18 protein-coding genes are annotated in these 18,052 nt (G+C 70.3%); 8 read left to right on the forward strand and 10 right to left on the reverse strand.

The window, feature by feature from the left end:
• Positions 1-140: 140 nt before the first annotated feature.
• A complete protein-coding gene (locus QWJ39_RS07735) occupies positions 141-1,121 on the forward strand; it encodes an EamA family transporter (protein ID WP_290257311.1) in 981 nt (326 codons plus the stop codon).
• 102 nt (positions 1,122-1,223) lie between these two features.
• Here the strand turns inward: QWJ39_RS07735 and QWJ39_RS07740 are convergent, their stop codons facing one another.
• The 4 genes from QWJ39_RS07740 to QWJ39_RS07755 form a co-directional block, all read right to left on the reverse strand.
• Positions 1,224-1,490: a hypothetical protein gene (locus tag QWJ39_RS07740; protein WP_290257160.1), complete on the reverse strand. Its 267-nt coding sequence runs from the start codon at positions 1,488-1,490 to the stop codon at positions 1,224-1,226.
• Between the two features lie 159 nt (positions 1,491-1,649).
• On the reverse strand, positions 1,650-3,971 hold the full coding sequence (locus QWJ39_RS07745; protein ID WP_290257161.1) for a heavy metal translocating P-type ATPase: 2,322 nt from the start codon (positions 3,969-3,971) through the stop codon (positions 1,650-1,652).
• Positions 3,972-4,045: 74 nt separating this feature from the next.
• Positions 4,046-4,276, reverse strand: coding sequence for a cation transporter (locus QWJ39_RS07750; protein ID WP_290257162.1), 231 nt, complete (start codon positions 4,274-4,276; stop codon positions 4,046-4,048).
• 93 nt (positions 4,277-4,369) lie between these two features.
• A complete protein-coding gene (locus QWJ39_RS07755) occupies positions 4,370-4,777 on the reverse strand; it encodes a metal-sensitive transcriptional regulator (protein ID WP_290257164.1) in 408 nt (135 codons plus the stop codon).
• A gap of 323 nt (positions 4,778-5,100) precedes the next feature.
• On the opposite strand from QWJ39_RS07755, the gene QWJ39_RS07760 reads away from it, so the two are divergent.
• From QWJ39_RS07760 to QWJ39_RS07790, 7 genes are all read left to right on the forward strand, one after another.
• A complete protein-coding gene (locus QWJ39_RS07760) occupies positions 5,101-6,219 on the forward strand; it encodes a sialidase family protein (RefSeq protein WP_290257165.1) in 1,119 nt (372 codons plus the stop codon).
• A 9-nt stretch (positions 6,220-6,228) separates the two neighbouring features.
• The gene (locus tag QWJ39_RS07765) at positions 6,229-6,516 is read left to right on the forward strand and encodes a MoaD/ThiS family protein (protein ID WP_290257166.1); all 288 of its coding nucleotides are present in this window, start codon (positions 6,229-6,231) and stop codon (positions 6,514-6,516) included.
• Between the two features lie 115 nt (positions 6,517-6,631).
• Positions 6,632-7,420, forward strand: coding sequence for an ABC transporter ATP-binding protein (locus QWJ39_RS07770; RefSeq protein ID WP_290257167.1), 789 nt, complete (start codon positions 6,632-6,634; stop codon positions 7,418-7,420).
• Entirely contained in the window at positions 7,407-8,117 is a 711-nt protein-coding gene (locus QWJ39_RS07775) for an ABC transporter ATP-binding protein (RefSeq protein WP_290257168.1), read from the forward strand. Before QWJ39_RS07770 ends, QWJ39_RS07775 begins: the two co-directional genes overlap by 14 nt.
• 4 nt (positions 8,118-8,121) lie before the next feature.
• Positions 8,122-9,003, forward strand: a complete 882-nt coding sequence (locus QWJ39_RS07780; RefSeq protein ID WP_290257169.1) for a branched-chain amino acid ABC transporter permease — start codon at positions 8,122-8,124, stop codon at positions 9,001-9,003.
• 56 nt (positions 9,004-9,059) lie between these two features.
• The gene (locus QWJ39_RS07785; protein WP_290257170.1) at positions 9,060-10,172 is read left to right on the forward strand and encodes a branched-chain amino acid ABC transporter permease; all 1,113 of its coding nucleotides are present in this window, start codon (positions 9,060-9,062) and stop codon (positions 10,170-10,172) included.
• Complete coding sequence (locus QWJ39_RS07790; RefSeq protein WP_290257171.1) at positions 10,169-11,428, forward strand: ABC transporter substrate-binding protein; 1,260 nt, start codon at positions 10,169-10,171, stop codon at positions 11,426-11,428. The genes QWJ39_RS07785 and QWJ39_RS07790 overlap by 4 nt, the downstream gene beginning before the upstream one ends.
• Before the next feature lie 27 nt (positions 11,429-11,455).
• On the opposite strand, the gene QWJ39_RS07795 is transcribed toward QWJ39_RS07790, so the two are convergent.
• From QWJ39_RS07795 to QWJ39_RS07820, 6 genes are all read right to left on the reverse strand, one after another.
• Complete coding sequence (locus tag QWJ39_RS07795) at positions 11,456-12,076, reverse strand: PadR family transcriptional regulator (RefSeq protein ID WP_290257173.1); 621 nt, start codon at positions 12,074-12,076, stop codon at positions 11,456-11,458.
• Positions 12,077-12,178: 102 nt separating this feature from the next.
• A complete protein-coding gene (locus QWJ39_RS07800) occupies positions 12,179-13,591 on the reverse strand; it encodes an aminomethyl transferase family protein (RefSeq protein ID WP_290257174.1) in 1,413 nt (470 codons plus the stop codon).
• A 61-nt stretch (positions 13,592-13,652) separates the two neighbouring features.
• Complete coding sequence (gene purU / locus QWJ39_RS07805) at positions 13,653-14,525, reverse strand: formyltetrahydrofolate deformylase (RefSeq protein ID WP_290257175.1); 873 nt, start codon at positions 14,523-14,525, stop codon at positions 13,653-13,655.
• Positions 14,525-15,421, reverse strand: a complete 897-nt coding sequence (locus QWJ39_RS07810; RefSeq protein WP_290257176.1) for a methylenetetrahydrofolate reductase — start codon at positions 15,419-15,421, stop codon at positions 14,525-14,527. Before QWJ39_RS07810 ends, purU begins: the two co-directional genes overlap by 1 nt.
• 78 nt (positions 15,422-15,499) lie before the next feature.
• The gene (locus QWJ39_RS07815) at positions 15,500-16,993 is read right to left on the reverse strand and encodes an aldehyde dehydrogenase family protein (RefSeq protein ID WP_290257177.1); all 1,494 of its coding nucleotides are present in this window, start codon (positions 16,991-16,993) and stop codon (positions 15,500-15,502) included.
• An 80-nt stretch (positions 16,994-17,073) separates the two neighbouring features.
• Positions 17,074-18,051 (reverse strand): VOC family protein, encoded by a 978-nt coding sequence (locus QWJ39_RS07820; protein ID WP_290257178.1) that lies wholly within the window; start codon positions 18,049-18,051, stop codon positions 17,074-17,076.
• Position 18,052: the final 1 nt, after the last annotated feature.

Consider the following 18,052-nt stretch of genomic DNA (forward strand, 5'->3'; position numbering starts at 1 on the left):
GCAGACCCTTGCCTGCCGCTCGCCGCCCCGCCGGCTCTCCCACCAGCACCCCGCACGACGGGGCCACTCCCGGCAGCCCGGGCACCGGCACCGTCGCCGGCACGCCAGGCACGCCCGCCGCCGGAACCGCCGCCGCCGGCATCCCGGCGCGGACCGGCGTCTCCTCGTTCCTCGCCTCGGGCCTGGGCGTGGCGCTGTTCTCCTCGGCGGTCTTCGGCCTGTCCGGATCCTTCGCCAAGTCCCTGTTGGAGACCGGCTGGAGCCCCGGCGCCGCGGTCACCGCGCGCCTGACCGGCGCCGCCCTGGTCCTCGCCGTCCCCGCGGCCCTCGCGCTGCGCGGACGCTGGCACCAGCTCCGGGACAACTGGCTCACCGTGGTGCTGTTCGGCGTGATCGGCGTGGCGGCCTGCCAGCTCTTCTACTTCAACGCCGTCGCCCGGCTCTCGGTCGGCGTCGCCCTCCTGCTCGAATACCTTGCCCCGGTGATGATCGTGCTCTGGCTCTGGGTGGCCAGTCGACGCCGGCCCCGGCCGCTGACCATCGGCGGGACGCTGCTCTCGCTGGCGGGGCTGGTGCTGGTCCTGGACCTCACCGGGGCGGTGCGGATCGACCTGGTCGGCGTGCTCTGGGGCGTGGCGGCCGCCGTCTGCCTGGCCATCTACTTCTTCATCACCGCCAAGGAAAACGACACCCTGCCGCCGATCGTCCTGGCCTCCGGCGGCCTGCTGACCGGCGCCGCCGTGATGTGGCTGGCCGCGGCGTCGGGTCTGCTGCCCATGGCCGCCTCCACCGCGGACACCCGCCTGGGTCCCTGGGTGACGCCGTGGTGGGTCTCCCTCGGCGGCTTGGTCCTGCTGGCCACCGTGCTGGCCTACGTCTCCGGGATCGTGGCCGCCCGGGCCCTGGGCTCCAAGGTGGCGTCCTTCATCTCGCTGACCGAGGTGCTGTTCGCGGTGCTCTGGGCCTGGCTGCTGCTGGGCGAGCTTCCCGGGCCGGTGCAGCTGCTGGGCGGCGTGCTGATCGTGGGCGGGGTGCTGCTGGTCCGGCTGGACGAGTTGCGGACGGCCGCCGCGGTTCCGGCGCCGCTGGACCACGCGAACGACGTCGAACCCGTCCCCTAGGCAGGCCGGGCGGGGTCACAAAAGGCGGATTAACAGCAGCAGGTCCGGACGCGGTGCGTCCGGACCTGCTGCGTAGTGGGCGGGTTGTTTCCGCGGCCGCGTTTAGCGGGCGGAGGCGCTCTGCTGCTCGGTGGCGTTGCGGACCGCCTGCTGGCCGGCCTGCTGCAGCGCCTGGGACACCCGGGTCAGGGCCGCGACGTGCTCGCCGTTCCACTCGCTGCGGAACTTCTCCGCGTCCGGACCCATCCACTGCGTGCCCGCCAGGACCTTGGTCAGCATCGACTTCTGGTTATCGATTTCCTGCGACCCGGCCTGCAGCTTGGACCCCAGCGCCTTCAGCTGATCAACATCTGCACCCCAAATAGCCATGCGAAAAATCTCCTTAGATCGTCGGACCCGAACCTCTCGGCGTCCCCAGCGGCCCCCGGCTGATCCGGAAGTTCCTATGCCAAGAACCTACCCTGCCGCCTCCGCCAGCGTCGATGGGGACCCCTGCCCATGGAGCCCTGCCCACAGGGTTGGCCCCGCTCAGGCTGCGGCCGGCCCTTGCTTCCCGAAGCTGCGGAGGCGGAGCGAGTTGGCCACCACCAGCACCGAGCTGGCGGCCATGGCCGCGCCGGCGATCATCGGGTTGAGCAGGCCCAGGGCCGCCACCGGGATGCCGACGGCGTTGTAAAAGAAGGCCCAGAAGAGGTTCGTCTTGATGGTGCCCAGCGTGCGGCGGGACAGCTCGATCGCCTGCGCCACCTGGGCCAGGTCGTTGCCCATGACGGTCAGGTCCGCGGCCTCGATCGCCACGTCCGTCCCCGAGCCCATGGCGATGCCGAGGTCCGCCTGCGCCAGCCCCGCGGCGTCGTTGACGCCGTCGCCGGCCATGGCCACGGTGGCGCCGTCGTCCTGGAGGGCGCGGACGGCGTCCACCTTCCCCTCCGGGGTGACCCCGGCGTAGACGTCCTCCGGGGCGATCCCGACGGCGGCGGCCACCTGGGCCGCGACGGCGGCGTTGTCGCCGGTCAGCAGGATGGGGCGCAGCCCCAGCCCGCGGAGGCGGGCGATGGCGGCCGCGGATCCGGGCTTCAGGGTGTCGCGCAGGCTGATGAGCCCCGCCGGTGCGCCGTCGACCGCCACCCAGATCGCGCTCGCCCCGGCGGCTTCCTCGGCCGCGAGGGTCTCGCGCTGGCCGCCGGTGAGCGCGACGCCGTTCTCCTCCAGCCAGCCGGAGCGGCCGACGGCGACGGTGTGCCCGTCGACCGTGCCGCGGACGCCGCCGCCGGGGGCGGAGTAGAAGTCCGCGACGGCGGGCAGCCGGTCCGCGGAGGCGTCGGCCAGGGCGGCGGTCGCGATGGCCCGGGCGATCGGGTGCTCGGAGGCGGCCTCTGCGGCGCCGGCGAACCGCAGCACGGCGCCGGCCTCGAAACCGGGGAAGGCGGTGGTGCCCGCGACGGCCAGGTGCCCGGTGGTCACGGTCCCGGTCTTGTCCAGCAGGATGGTGTCCACGGTTCGGGTGTCCTCCAGGACCTGGGGGCCGCGGATCAGGATGCCCAGCTGGGCGCCGCGGCCGGTGCCGGTGAGCAGGCCCACCGGGGTGGCCAGGCCCAGGGCACAGGGGCAGGCGATGACCAGCACCGCCACCGCCGCCGTTAAGGCCGAGCGGAGGCCGGCGTCGGTGATGTCCGGTCCGGCCGCCAGCAACCAGGCGGCAAAGGTCACGACGGCGATGCCCAGCACCACCGGGACGAACACGCCGCTGATGCGGTCGGCCAGCCGGGCGATGGGCGCCTTGCCGGACTGCGCCTGCGAGACCAGCCGTCCCATCTGGGCCAGGGTGGTCTCCGAGCCCACGCGGGTGGCTCGGACCAGGATCCGGCCGGAGGTGTTGATGGTGGCGCCGGTGACGGGGCTGTCCGGGCCGACTTCGACCGGCACGGATTCGCCGGTGACCAGTGAGGCGTCGACGGCGGAGCTGCCCTCGACCACCACGCCGTCGGCCGGGATCTTCCCGCCGGGGCGGACCACGATCACGTCGCCCACCGTGAGCCGGTCCGCCGGGACGGTGACCTCGAGGCCGTCGCGGAGCACGGTGGCATCCTTGGCCCCCAGATCCAGCAGGGTTTTCAGCGCATCCCCGGCCTTCTGCTTGGCGTTGGCCTCAAGGTAGCGGCCCAGCAACAGGAAGGTGGTCACCACGGAGGCCACCTCGAAGTACAGGCCCTCCGGTCCCATGCCGGCCATGGCGGGGTGTTCGGTGAGCCGCGGATTGGCCAGCAGCTGCCAGGCGGAGAAGACGTAGGCCGCGGTGACGCCGATCGAAACCAGGGTGTCCATGGTGGAGGACAGGTGCCGGGCGTTCACCGCCGCTGCCCGGTGGAAGGGCCAGGCCGCCCAGGTGACGACGGGCAGGGCCAGCAGCCCGGCCACCCAGCCCCAGTTTGGGAACTGCGCGGCGGGCACCATGGAGAGCACGAAGACGGGCACGGTGAAGACCGCGGCGGTGATCAGGCGGGGCTTCAGGGCCGACGCCGCGCCGCGGGTTGCGCCGGTAGTTGCGCCGCCGTCGGACGCTTCGTCCCCGGCGGAGGCATCGTCCACGGCGGGATGCGCGGCCGGGGGCGTCCTCACGGTGGCCTTGTAGCCCGCGGCGCTCACGGTGGCGGTGAGCTGGTCGTCCGTGATGCCGGCCGGAACGGTCACGCGGGCCGATTCCAGCGGCAGGTTCACCACCGCCTCCACGCCCTCCAGCTTGCCGAGTTTGCGCTCCACCCGGCCCACGCAGGACGCGCAGGTCATGCCCTCGATATCGAGTTCCACCACCCGCGTCCCGGACTGGTCCAGCAGCTTGGCGTTTTCCACGGTACGTGCCTCTTTCCTTGCTCCTTCGTGCTGCGGGCGCCGGCTCCGGCGCTCAGTTCTGGTCAGTCGCCTTGTCAGGCTTCGTTAGCGACCACCAGGTAGCCGGCCTCGGCGACGGCCTCGCCGATCTCGGCGGGGGAGAGCTCCCGGGCGGAGCCGATGGTCACGGTGGAGATCCCGCCGGCGTTGAGGTCGACGTCGACGTTCTCCACGCCGTCCAGGGCCTCGAGTTCCTCCGTGACGGAGGAGACGCAGTGGCCGCAGGTCATGCCGGAAACTTCGATGGTGGTGGAAACGGTGCTCATGGTGCTCTCCTTCGTGGGCCGGGACGGCCCGGTTGGTGGCTGGCTGGGTAGCTGGATGTGGGGGTTACCGGTGGGGTGGTGCGGCGCGCGGCGTCAGCGCAGGAGCCGGCCGATGGCGTCGGTGGCTTCCTTGACCTTGGCGTCGATGGCCTCCGACCGCAGCTCAGGATCCGGTTCGGCGGCCGCGCCGACGACACAATGGCCGATGTGCTCCTCCACCAGACCCAGACTGACGGCATGCAGGGCCTTGGTGACGGCGGCGACCTGGGTGAGGATGTCGATGCAGTACTTGTCCTCATCGACCATCCGGGCGATGCCGCGGACCTGCCCCTCGATGCGCTTGAGCCGCTTGAGGTAGGCATCCTTGTTAGCGGAATACCCGTGCTGGCCGGAGCCGGTGTGGGGGCCCTCGTGCTGGTCTGCCGCTGCGGCGGTATCTGCGTCCGCACCTGCGGGAATTTGGTCCCCGGGGGCGGCCACTGAAGAATCGGATGCGCTCATGGCCACCAAGATATACCCCAGGAGGGTATGGCGCAAGTACCCCCAGGGGGTATCCCTTAGTTCGCGCCGTCGGAAAGCGGACATTAAAAAGCTCCGGAGTGCGTTATTGGGGGATACGCACTCCGGAGCAGTCATTGGGGTAGGAGTTCTTCCGCCTACATCCACGACTCTACGGGGCCTAAGGCCGCTTCGCCAGCATCTCGGATAACTACTTTCACTTTAGTTTCCCGTGCCCCGGCCGACCGGGCCGCTGCCGGTGTCCCGGGGAATTTCTCCACGCGAAGGTGAAAAGACCATTGCGGGCCTTCACTCGTGGTGGTTCGATGGGGGCCATGGCATCCGAGGAAAACTTTGTCCTGGCAATCGGCACGAAAAAAGGGCTGTGGCTGGCTACCAGCCCCGACCGCCGGTCCTGGTCCCTGTCCGGACCGCATTTCCTGATGAGTGAGATCCCCAGCATCGGCATCGACACCCGGGACGGCAAGACCCGGATCCTGGTCGGCGTCCGCTCCGAGCACTGGGGGCCCACCGTCTTCCACTCCGACGACCTGGGGGCGAGCTGGAACGAGCCCGAACAGGGCGCCATCCGCTTCCCGGAGGACACCGGCGCCGCCCTGGAGCGGGTCTGGCAGATCTACCCCGACGCCGAGTCCCGGCCCGGCGTCGTCTGGGCCGGCTGCGAGCCGATCTCGGTCTGGAAGTCCACCGACGGCGGGGAACACTTCGAACTCAACCGCGGCCTCTGGGACCACCCGCATCGCAGCGAGTGGGGCTCCGGCTACGGCGGCGCGGCGGCCCACTCGATCGTCGTCCACCCGGACGGGGAGCGGGTGCATGTGGCCATGAGCACCGGCGGCGTCTACCGCTCCAAGGATGGTGGCCAGTCCTGGGACGCCCGGAACAAGGGCATCTCCGCCTACTTCAACCCCGACCCCTACCCGGAGTTCGGCCAGTGCGTGCATAAGATCGCCGCCGATTCCGCCGTCGACGGCCGGCTTTACGCGCAGAACCACCACGGCGTCTACCGCACGGACGACGACGCCGAGACCTGGGAATCCATCGCGGAGGGGCTGCCTGCGGACTTCGGCTTTGTCATGCTCACGCACCCGCACCGCGCCGGGACGGCCTGGGTAATCCCGCTGAAGGCCGACGGCGAGCGGATCCCCCCGGAGGGGAAGCTGGCAGTGCACCGGACGGACGACGCCGGCGTCACCTGGAAGCGGCTGGACGAGGGCCTGCCCGGCTCCGAATTCAACGCGGTGCTCCGCGATGCGGCCTGCGTGGACACCGCCGAGCCGGCCGGGGTGTACTTCGGCACCCGCGGCGGCAGCGTCTACGCCAGTGCCGACGAGGGTGAGCACTTCACCGAGGTGGCCTCGCACCTGCCGGACGTGCTGTGCGTGCGCGCGGCGCAGGTGGTCGGCGCCCCGGTCCCGGCATGACGGGCTGCCGTGGCTGAGATCAGCGTGTTGCTGCCGAGCGTCCTGGCACCCCTGGCGGGCGGCCGTTCCGGCCTCGAGGTCGCGGCCGACGGCCCGCTCCCGGTGGGCCGGCTGCTGGACGAGCTGGCTGGCAACTACCCCGCGCTCGGCCGGCGCCTCCGGGACGAGACCGGCAGCGTCCGCCGCTTCGTGAATGTCTACGTTTCCGGCGTCGAAATCCGCCGTCTGCAGGGCCTCGGGACCGAGGTCTCGCCGGGCCAGGAGGTGCTCATCATCCAGTCCGTCGCCGGCGGCTGAGCTTCGCGGCATTCTGACCTCAAAATCGTTGACAATTTCGTCAGCGATCCGTACCGTCGGTTCCGGGCCGTCCCCGCCGATCGCGCCCCACCCCGCAATGGTGCGACAGGAAGGGATGCCGGTGGCCGCAACCTTGAGCCTGACGGACGTGAGCCTCCACTTCGGCGGCGTCAAGGTGCTGCAAGACGTCAGCTTCGACGTCGACCCCGGGGTCATCCTCGGGTTGGTCGGGCCCAACGGCGCCGGCAAGACGTCCCTCTTCAACTGCATCAGCGGGCACTACAAACCCAGCGCGGGCACCATCACCATCGACGGCGCCGAGGTCCAGGGCTCGGCCCCGTCCCGGCTCGCCGGACTGGGCCTCGCCCGGACCTTCCAACACCCGGCCCTGCTGCTGAACGCCACCGTGCTGGAGAACGTCCTCCTCGGCGGACACCTCCGCCTCCCCGGCGGCCCCGCCTCCTGGGCGCTCCGGCTGCCGCGGACCGCCCGGGCCGAACGCTCCATCCGCGCCGAGGCCCGCGGGCTGCTCGAGCGCGCCGGACTCGGCTGGGCGGCCGACGTCCCGGCCAACGAACTCTCCCACGGCCTGCACAAGGGGATCGAACTCTGGCGTGCGCTGCTCTCCGGACCCTCGCTGCTGCTGCTGGACGAACCGGCCGCCGGCCTCTCCCACGCCGAGGTGGAGGAGTTGATCGCCACCGTCCGGCGGATCCGCGCCGAACAGGACATCACGATCATCGTCGTCGAGCACCACATGGGCCTCATCTCGGCGTTGACGGACCAGGTGGTGGTGCTGGACCACGGCCGGAAGCTCATGGCCGGAACCGCGGCGGAGGCGCAGGCCGACCCGCGGGTGATCGAGGCCTACCTGGGGAAGGACGCCGCGGATGACGCTGCTTGAGCTGGTGGACGTGACCGCCTCCTACGGGCCGATCCAGGTGATCGACGGCGTCTCGCTCAGCGTGCCCGAGGGCGGCGCCGTCGGGATCCTCGGCGCCAACGGCGCGGGCAAGACCACCACCCTGCGGGCCATCAGCGGCACCGTCCGTGCCGGCGGGACCATCCGGTTCGCGGGCCGCGACATCCGCGGGCTGCGGCCTGACCAGGTCGCGGCGCTGGGCATCGCGCATGTGCCCGAGGGCCGCGGAACGCTGGGGCAGCTGAGCGTGCGGGAAAACCTGATGGTGGGCGCGTACCTGCGGAAGGGACGCCAGGCGATCGCCGCCGACGTCGACTACTGCCTGGACCTGTTCCCGCAACTGCGCGACCGGATCGGCTCCCGGGCGGCCGCCCTCTCCGGCGGCGAACAGCAGATGCTCGCCGTCGGCCGGGCGTTCATGGCCCGGCCGCGGCTGCTGCTGCTGGACGAGGCCTCGCTGGGACTCGCGCCGGGCACCGCCAAGACCGTCTACGAGGCGATCCGCAGGCTCCGGCTGGAGTCCGGGATCGCCATGGTGGTGGTGGAACAAAACGCCAACCTCGCCTTCTCCCTGGTGGACACGGCAACCGTGCTGGAAACGGGCCGCACCGCCTTGACCGGCACCACCGCCGAACTCAAGGGGATGGACGAAATCCGACGAGCGTACCTGGGGGGCTGAACCGGTGGGCACCTTCATCCAGCTGGTGGTCGACGGGCTGTCGACCGGATCCATCTACGCCGCCCTGGCCCTGGCGATCGTGCTGGTCAACCAGGCCACCGGGCTGATCAACTTCGCCCAAGGCGGCCTGGCGGTCCTCTCCGGCTACGTCGCCTACGCCTTCGTGCAGGCGGGCCTGCCGCTCGTGGTGGCCATCATCCTGGCCGTGGCGCTGTCCTTCGTCCTCGGTGCCCTCGCCGAACGCTTCCTTGTCCGCCGGTTCGAGCGCGGCGACCCGGACACCGCCGTCGTCGTCACCATCGGCCTGCTGACCCTGATCACCGGCATCATCGCCGTGATCTGGAGCTACAACAACCTCGGCTTCCCCTCGCTGTTCCCGCTCACCAGCGTCGACATCCTCGGCGCGGTGGTCAGCGTCCGGTCACTCGCCACCACGGTGACGATCGTGGTCATCATGGTGGTCCTGCAGCTGCTCTTCCTGCGCACCAAGCTGGGCCTGGCCCTCCGCGCGGTGGCGGACAGCCCGGCGTCGTCCGCCCTCTCCGGGCTGCCGGTGGGGCGGCTGCTGATGGTCGGCTGGGGTCTGGCTGCCGCGCTCGGCGCCGTCGCCGGCGTCCTGGTGGCCCCGCAGCTGACCCTGACCCCCGGCATGCTGGACACCGCACTGGTCTACGCCCTCGCCGCCGTGATCCTGGGCGGCCTGAGCAGTCCGATCGGCTGTGTGGTGGCCGCCTGGGCGATCGGCGTGCTGGAAAACCTCGTGGCGGTGTACGTGCCGTTCATCGGCCACGACCTGAAGATCGCCGTCCCGTTCGCGCTGATCTTCGTCATCCTGATCCTGCGGCCGCAGGGCCTCTTTGGCCGGAAGGTCGTGGTGAGAGTCTGATGCGCAACCCCCTGTCCGCAAAACCCTTGTCCGTAGAACCCCAGTCCGTAAAACCCGTGGCCACCGGAAACCGCACCGTCCGGATTGTGGTGCTCGTCCTGGTGGCCGTGGTGCTGCTGCTCGCGCCGCTGAACCTGCCGCCCTTCGCCAACCAGACCCTGGTGCGGATCGGCGTCTACGCGGTGGCCGTGCTGGGCCTGAACATCGTCATGGGCTACACCGGCCAGGTCAACCTCGGCCAGATCTTTTTTGTGGGTCTCGGCGCCTACGTCACCGCGTACGGGGTCAAGCAGGGCTGGAACATCCTGCTGGTGTTCGTCCTGGCCTGCCTGATCGCCGGCGTCGTGGGGCTGCTGGTGGCGCTGGCCGCGGCGCGGCTGGGCGGCCTCGCGATCGCCATGGTGACCATCGCCCTGCCGATCGTGGGCGTGCCGCTGGCCAAGCGGCTGGAGGGATTCACCGGCGGCTCGCAGGGCATCTCCGCCCGGTTCACCGACGCCCCGGACTGGTCCGGGCTCTACAACGACCAGTGGCAGTACTACATCATCCTGCTGGTGACCGCCGCAGGGTTCCTGCTGGCCCGGAACCTGGTCCGCGGCAAGTACGGCCGGGCGTTCGGCGTCGTCAAGGAAAACGAGGCCGTCGCCGCGTCGATGGGCGTCTCCCCGTACCGGACCAAGGTCCTGGCCTTCACCGTGGCTTCCATCTTCGGCGGCGCCAGCGGGTTCCTCTACCTCGCCGCCGTGCAGTACACCTCCCCGGAAACCCTGAGCTTCGGGCACTCGATCAGCCTCCTGGCCGCCATGGTGATCGGCGGCGCCGGGAGCATCGCCGGGTCCCTCATCGGCGGGGCCTACTACGTCCTGGTCCCGCTGCTGACCAACGCCGTGGACCCCGGCCTCACCACCGTCAGCCAGGGCGCCATCCTGCTGATCGTCCTGTTCCTGCTGCCCGAGGGGCTGGTCAGCCTGCCCCGGGTGCTCCGCCGGATCACCGGCCGGAACCGGGACCGGCCCGGCGCCCCGCAGCGCACCGTACCCGCCCCGGCCCCGGGGGCCGGGTCGGAAAAGCAGGCAGACCAGCACCAGACAGAGCACCAGGCCATTCCGGACCAGACAGACCAGCAGCAGACAATCCAGCACCAGACAGGGAGGCAAGACCAAGCATGAGAAAGAACACCCGGCCTCGCGGGGTCCTCGGCATCGTGGCGGTGGCGGCGGTCATTGCGCTCTCCGCCTCGGGCTGCACCCGCGGCGGCACTAACCAGGGCGGCGGAAGCAACGCCGCCTCGCCCGGCATCACCGACTCCTCCATCACCCTCGGCATCACCACCCCGCTCAGCGGCGCGATCGCCGGCCAGGGCACCTGCACGGTGGCCGGTGTCACCGCTTACTTCGGCGCGCTCAACGCCGCCGGCGGCGTGAAATTCGGCGACGGCAAGACCCGCACCGTCAACATCAAGTCCTACGACGACGGCTACGACCCGCAGAAGTCGTTGGCGAACTTCCAGCAGATGGTTTCGGACAACGTCTTCGCCGCCACTGCGGGCCTTGGTACCCCCACCAACCGGGCCTTCCGGGAGGCGGCGATCAGCCAGAAGGTCCCGCAGGTGCTGGTGATGACCGGCGACCCGCTGTTCAGCGACCGGAAGCAGAGCCCCTGGCAACTCGGGTTCGTCCCGATCTACCAGAACGAGGGCGCCGCGTTCGGCAAGCTGATCGCCGGTTCAGGCCAGCCGCACAAGGTGGCGATTCTGTCCCAGAACGACGACTACGGCAAGGGCTACGTCCAGGGCTTCAAGGACGCCATCAAGGGCGCCTCGAACGTCTCCGTCGTGGGCGAGCAGACCTACGAGGCCACGGATACCTCCGTGGACGCGCAGCTGACCCAGCTGGCATCCTCGGGGGCGGATGTGTTCTTCGACGCCATGTCCATCACCCCGCTGGCCATCGCCTCGCTGCAGAAGGCGCAGCAGCTCGGCTGGAAGCCCAGCTGGTTCCTGCCCTCGAACACCTCCAGCCCGGCCGCGATCCTGGGCCCGGGCGGGGCCGCCGCGTACCCGGGCATCTACTCGGTGTCCTTCGCCAAGGCCCCGCAGAGCCCGGCGTTCGCCAAGGATCCCGACGTCGTGAAGTTCCTCGCCGACCTCAAGCAATATGCGAAGTACCCGGACATGCCGGCCTTCCCGCACTGCATGTGGAGCTACATGGTGGGTGCGACGCTGGAGCAGGCGTTCAAGACCATGACCGAGCCCACGCGGGACAGCTTCATGACCGCGCTGCGCAACGTCAAGGGCCTGCAGGCGCCGCTGATGCTCTCCGGCACCTCGGTGGATACGACGACGGACGGCCAGCCCGCTGTGTCCTCGGTGCTGGTGCAGAAGTACGACGGCAAGGGCTACGCGACGGTGCAGAACTTCGGCTAGGCGCATGCGGCACCTGCCGGGCGGCGCCTACCGGGCCGGGATTCCCGGCCCGGGCCAGGCGCCGCCGGCGGACTCCAGCTCCTCGACCAGCCGGAGCCCGCGCCGGGCCCACTCGATCTCGGTGCGGGCGCGGTCCACCAGGCCCTCGTAGGTGAAGCGCTTGAAGGCCACGGTGCGTTCCCGGTCGCCGGGGTCGGTGACGGCGAGGCGGCGGACCAGCATCGGGTTGGCCACCTCGGCGATCCGCTGCAGTTCACCCTCCCACTGGGCGAGTTCGGCCTCCCACTGGGCCTGGTGCCGGCGGAAGAAGGCGCGGGCGTCGCCGGGGGAGGCGGCCTCGAGGTAGGCCGCGCGCAGGTGGGCCGGGTCGCGGACCCGGGCGTATTCCAGCGGGGTCTGCATCCAGGCCAGGAACGCCGCCTCGCCGGCGGCAGTCACGTGGTAGAGCCGCCGGGTGGCGCGCTGGCCGCGGGGCTGTTCCTCGCCCTCGATCATGCCCTCGGTCTCCATCTTGCGCAGCTCGGGGTAGATCTGTGAGTCCGGGGCGTGCCAGACGTGGCCCACGGACGCGGAAAACTGCTTCTGCAATTCGTATCCGGAGAGCGGGCCGACGCGCAGCAGCGCGAGCAGCGCATAGCGCAGGCTCATACGGTGCTCCTTCCGGGCGTGGCGGGGGGGGGGGGGGGGGGGGGGGGGCCCCCCCCCCCCCCCCCGCCCCCCCCCCCCCCCCCCCCCCCCGGGGCTCCCAGCCTAGGCGGGCTGGTAGTTGGTGCGCCAGCCGCCCTGGTACGTCGCGCGCGCCACGGTGGAGTAGGGGACCGGGCTGACGACGGCGCGGACCTCGGTCTGCTCGTGCGGCTCGACGGCGGCCTTTGCGGTGCCGCCGTTCGGCTCGCCCCAGACCACCTTCAGTTCGGTGCCCTCCGGGACGTTCGGGTCGATCGTGGCCAGGGACAGTGCCCGGCGCTCGTTCGCGCTGTAGCCGGTGAACATCGAGTAGCCCACCACGGTGCCGTCGGCGTCGACCACGGAGTCGTAGTTGGCCGAGCCGTAGTTCGCCAGCGGCAGGTCGAAGAACTTGTAGCTCGGGCCCTCCACGTTGAAGAGCGAGGCGTAGATCTTCGTGATGTCCTCCGCGTCCCAGGCCAGCGTGACCTTGCGGCGCTGCGCGGCGGGGTCCATCTTCTCCAGGGCGTCCCTGCCGATGAAGTCGTGGTCGAACTTCACGAAGGAGCCGTAGCCCAGCTCCCAGGGGGTCAGGTAGTAGTCCTCGATCCGGTCCGAGACGAAGGAGCCCGCCAGGGTGCCGGTGGCTTCGTAGCCGTCCGCCGGCAGCCACTCGCGGTAGCCGCGCTCGGCCTCGCCGGTGTAGATGGCCGGCAACGGGGAGGGGATCCAGCCGGATTCGAGCGTGTTGGAGGGGTAGGCGCGGGAGCCCACCGGGACCAGCCCGAACTCGGCGCCGGCGGCCACGATCGCGTCGCGGATCCGGTCGTGGTCCTCGTACGGTCCCCACACCTCGAGGCCCGGGGCGCCGGCCATGCCGTGGCGGAGGGTCCGGACGGTGGTTCCGTCGATCGTCATGGTGGACATGTTGAAGAACTTCAGCTGCTCCAGCGGGCCGCCGTTGAGCTTCTCGATCACCTGCCAGGCGTTCGGGCCCTGGATCTGGAAGCGGTAGTACTGCCGGGACACGCCATGGCCGTAGGGCCGCGACGGCGACCGGCGGTCCACCCGGATGTCCAGGTTGCCGTAGCCGCCGGTTTCACCGTGGTAGAGCAGCCAGTTCGCGGCCGGGGCGCGGCCCACGTAGACGTATTCGTCCTCGCCCTCGCGAAACAGGATGCCGTCGCCGATCACGTGGCCGGATTCGGTCGTCGGGACGTACTGCTTGGCCTTGTTGACCGGGAAGACGGCGGTGGAATTGATGGCCGTGGAGGAGATCAGCTTGATCGCGTCCGAGCCGGACATGAACAGGTTGTCCATGTGGTGGGACTGGTCGTACAGTACGGCGGTCTGGCGCCAGGCGGTCTGTTCCTTGATCCAGTTCTGGAAGTCGGCGGGGACCACCGGATAGATGTAGGAGCCGATCTGCGAGTTGCGGAGCAGGTCGACGGCGCCGCGGGATGCGTCGAGGACTTCCTGCAGATTCTTCGGTGCCACAATGAACCTCTTTTTCTGTCGGGATTTCGGGGGTCTGGGGGAGTTTGGAAGTCAGAGGGGGTCAGAACACGATGGTCTGGTTGCCGTGCCGGATGATCCGGTCCTCGGCGTGCCACTGCACCGCGCGGGAGAGCACGGCCCGTTCGACGTAGGCGCCGCGGGCCTGCAGGTCCGCAGCGGAGTGGGCGTGGGTCACGCGGGCGACATCCTGTTCGATGATCGGGCCCTCGTCCAGGTCCTTGGTGACGTAGTGCGAGGTCGCGCCGATCAGCTTCACGCCGCGTTCCTTGGCCTTGCGGTACGGCGCGGCGCCGACGAAGGCGGGCAGGAAGGAGTGGTGGATGTTGATCAGCGGAACGCCCACCCGGTCCAGGAACTCCGGGGAGAGGATCTGCATGTAGCGGGCCAGCACCACGAAGTCGACGTTGCCGGCCAGCAGCTTCAGGATCTCGCCCTCGGCCGCGGACTTGTCCGCGCCGGCGGAGGGCACGTGGAAGAACGGCACCCCGAAGGAGCGCACGTCCTCGGCGGTGTTGGTGTGGTTGGAGATCACCATCGGGATGGAGACGGGCAGCTCGCCGCGGCGGTGCCGCCAGAGCAGCTCCAGCAGGCAATGGTCCGAGGTGGAGACCAGGATGGCCATCCGCTTGGGCACTGACCGGTCCGTCAGGGTCCACTGCAGGCCGAGCGGGCCCAGGGTCTTCGCCAGGTCCGCCTCGATTTCCGGCAGGGCGGCGGCCAGGTCGGGGCGGTTGAACACCACCCGCTGGAAGAAGTCGCCGGAGCTGGGATCGGAGGAGTACTGGTCCAGGGAGACGATGTTTCCCCGGCTGCGGGTCACCAGCGCGGCCACGGCGGCGACGATGCCGGGCTGGTCGGGGCCGTGGACAATCAGGCAGGCCTGGTCCCGGAGCGACCCGGTGTGTGGTGCCATCAGGGGCGTCCGGCGGTGAACTGCCGGACCCAGTCGGCCGTGGCCAGCAGTCCGCCGAACGTGTAGAAGTGCAGGCCCACGCGGCCGACGGCGGGATCCTGCGGCCCGGAGGTGCGCTCGGCGAGTTCGGCGGCGAGGTCGTTGACGAACCGGTCCGGCCCGGCGTCGCCCATCAGGTTGGTCAGGGAGAAGCCGTACTTCTTGACGATCATGGCGTTGGCGCCGACGCCGAAGCGGCGGGCGAAGCCGAGGAGCCGCTTGATGCCGGCCGGACCGGGGGTTCCTACCCGGATCTCGGCATTGACGCCGTCGGCGCGCAGGCCGGTGATCCAGTCCGCGACCGGGTCGGTGTCGAAGGCAAACTGAGTGAGGATGACGGCGTCGAGCTCCTGCTCCGCGAGGGCGGCGGTCTTGTCCGCCAGCGCCCGGGCGAGCACGTCCTTGGCGATGTCCGGGTGGCCCTCGGGGTAGCCGCCGATCCCCACCTGGCGCACCCCGTACTGCTGCAGCACGCCGCTCCGGATCACGCCGAGGGAGTCCTCGAAGGGCCCCTCGGGGGTGGCCGGGTCACCGCCGACGGCGAAGATGTGCTCGCTGGCGCCGACGTCCTGGAGCCGGGCCAGGAATTCCTCGAGCTGTTCCAGGGAGCGGAGCCGGCGGGCGGAGATGTGCGGGACGGGAACGAATCCGAGTTCCCGGACGGCCTTCGCCGCGGCCACCCGCATCTCCAGGTCCTCGTTGCCGAGGAAGGTGACGTTGATGCGGGTGCCCGGCGGGATGTGGTCCTTGGCCTCGTGCAGGGCCGGCACGTCCTTGCCGGTCATCTCGAGCGAGAAGTCGCGGATCAGTTCCAGGGAAGCCGCCCGGTTGGCCGCGGGTGTGGTTCGGTTCGCCATCAGGAAGTCCTTTCCGTGGGTGCGACGGTGCACCCACGGCCGACTTTACCTATGTGCATAGGCACTGTCTATAGGTAATTAACTCCCCGCGGCGTCCTCCGGCTGCAGGTGGGCGATGGACCTGGTGTCCTGGAATGCCCGGACGCCCTCGATGCCCTGTTCGCGGCCCATTCCGGACTGCTTCATGCCGCCGAAGGGGGCGCGCAGGTCCAGCCGGGTGGCGCCGTGGTCGTTGACCCAGACGTAGCCGCAGACCAGCCGGGCACCCACCCGGTTGGCGGTGGCGGCGTCGGCGGTCCAGACGGAGCCGCAGAGGCCGGCCCAGGTGGCGTTGGCGGCTTCCACCGCCTCGTCCTCGGTGTCGAAGGGCAGGAGCGGGATGACAGGGCCGAACTGCTCCTCGGTCACCACCCGCAGGGACGGATCCGGGTCGATCACCAGCGCCGGGCGGAGGAAGTTCCCGCCGCGCAGCTCCGGGTCCTCCGGCAGGGTGCCGTACTCGCGGACGTCCGCCCCGGCGGTTTTGGCCTCCTCGATCAGCCCGGCCACGAACTCCCTCTGGGCGGGGGAGTGCAGCGGCCCCATGGTGGTGCCCTCGTCCAGGCCGTAGCCGATCACGGCCCGCTCCAGCCGGGCGGCGAGCCCATTGACCACCTCGTCCAGCCGGGAGCGGTGGACGTAGATGCGCTTGGCGTTCATGCAGATCTGGCCGGTGGTGTCGAAAATGGCGGCGTACAGCCGGTCCAGGTGGGTGTCGTCCAGGACGGCGTCGGCCAGGATGACGGCGGCGTCGTTGCCGCCCAGTTCCAGCGTCACCCGGGTCAGCGCCTTCGAGGCCATCTCCATGATCCGCTTGCCGCCGCCGACGCTGCCGGTGAAGCAGACCTTGGCGACGTCCGGGCTGCTGATCAGGGCGGACATCTCCGCGTCCTTGCCGGTGACGACGTTGAGCACGCCCGGCGGCAGCTTCTCCGCGATCCGCTGCACCACCCTGGTGGTGGCCAGCGGCGCCGTGGGCGGCGGCTTCACGATAGCGGTGTTCCCGGCCAGCAGCGCGTGCGGGAGTGAGGCCGCGAGGATGGCGATGGGCCAGTTGAACGGCACGATCACGGTCACCACGCCGAGCGGCTGGTAGGCGACGGTGGTGGAGACGGGGATGCCCGGCGCCGGCGGGAGCACCTTGGTGGCATCCACCTCGGCCGCGAGGGCGAGGGCCAGGTTCCAGCGGATCTCGAAGACCAGCGAGTCCACCCAGGCCTCCATCCGGATCTTGCCGTTCTCGCGGGAGAGCACGGCGGCGTCCTCGTCGCGGTGTTCGGCGATCCCCTCGAGTGCGGCCCGCATCGTGTCGGCGCGCTGCTCCGCGGTCAGGGCCGCCCAGGCCGGGAAGGCGGCCTTCGCGGCGGCCACGGCGTCGTCGACGTCGGCGGCGGAGGCCGCGGCGGCGTGCCCGACGACGGCGCCCGGCTTGCCGGGGTCGGCGATCTCCAGGGTCTGCCCGGCCTGGCGTTCCCGGCCCCCGATGTAGAGGCCGGTGGTGACCGGGGCGGCGGTCTCGGTGGTACTGGTCATGGCGGCGCACCTCTCTGTGCTGTTGTGCTGTTCTGTAATGCAGGGGGCTGTTGGTTGTGGATTGCTGCGTGGGGCGTGGGTCAGGCGTCGGCGGAGACGTTCGGGGTGCCGTGGGTGTGGAAGGTTTCGATGGTCTTCATGCCCCAGGCCTGGCCCTTCTTGCGCTCCTCCTGGGTCCATTCCACCACCGGGGAGTCGGGATCCAACAGGAGCCGGGCGCCGGCGTTCGCGAATTCGATCCGGTTCCCGCCGGGCTCCCAGACGTAGAGGAAGAAGGTCTGGTTGATGGCGTGCTTGTGAGGCCCGGACTCGATGTGGATGCCGTTCTCCAGGAAGATATCCGCTGCCTTGAGGATGTCCTCGCGGGTGTCCGGGGCGAACGCCACGTGGTGCAGCCGGTTGCCGTGCTTGAGCCAGTCGTCGGAGTAGACCACGTCGTAGGACTTGTTGTTGAAGTGGAACCACCACGCCGCGTAGCCGCCGTCGTCGAGCTTGATCCGCTCGCTCTCCCGGCCGCAGAGGGCGTGCGCCACGAACTCGCCGTTGGCCACCACGTCCTTGGCCAGGTAGTTGATGTGGTCCAGCCGCCGCGCGTTCACGCCGCGTCCGGGGAAGGCCGAAGCCTGGTTCTTCAGGGCCGGCCTGTCGTCGGTGGCGACGTAGCGCTCGGTCTCGTAGTAGAGGGCCATGCTGTGGCCGTCGGGGTCGCGGAACATGTAAGTCGGCCCGGTCCCCACCTCCCCGTCCACCCAGCCGGCCCCCAGGCCCATGGCCTCGATCGCGGCGACCCGGCGCTCCAGCGCGGCCTGGCTGCTGGCCCGGAAGGAAGTGCGGCCCACACCTGCGTCGACGGATTCGGTGAGCTTGATCGTATAAAGCTGGTATTCGTCCCAGGTGCGCAGGTACACGGACCGGCCGTCCCCGGCGTCCCCGGCGGCCTCGGCGACGACGCGCATGGCCAGCAGGTCTCGGAAGAACCACAGGCTTTTGTCGAAGGTGGGGGTCAGCAGCTCCACATTCCCCAGGTGGGCGACGTCGAACGAGGTGTACTCGGTCACG

This window comes from Arthrobacter sp. YD4 (genome assembly GCF_030410515.1).
Lineage (GTDB): Bacteria > Actinomycetota > Actinomycetes > Actinomycetales > Micrococcaceae > Arthrobacter.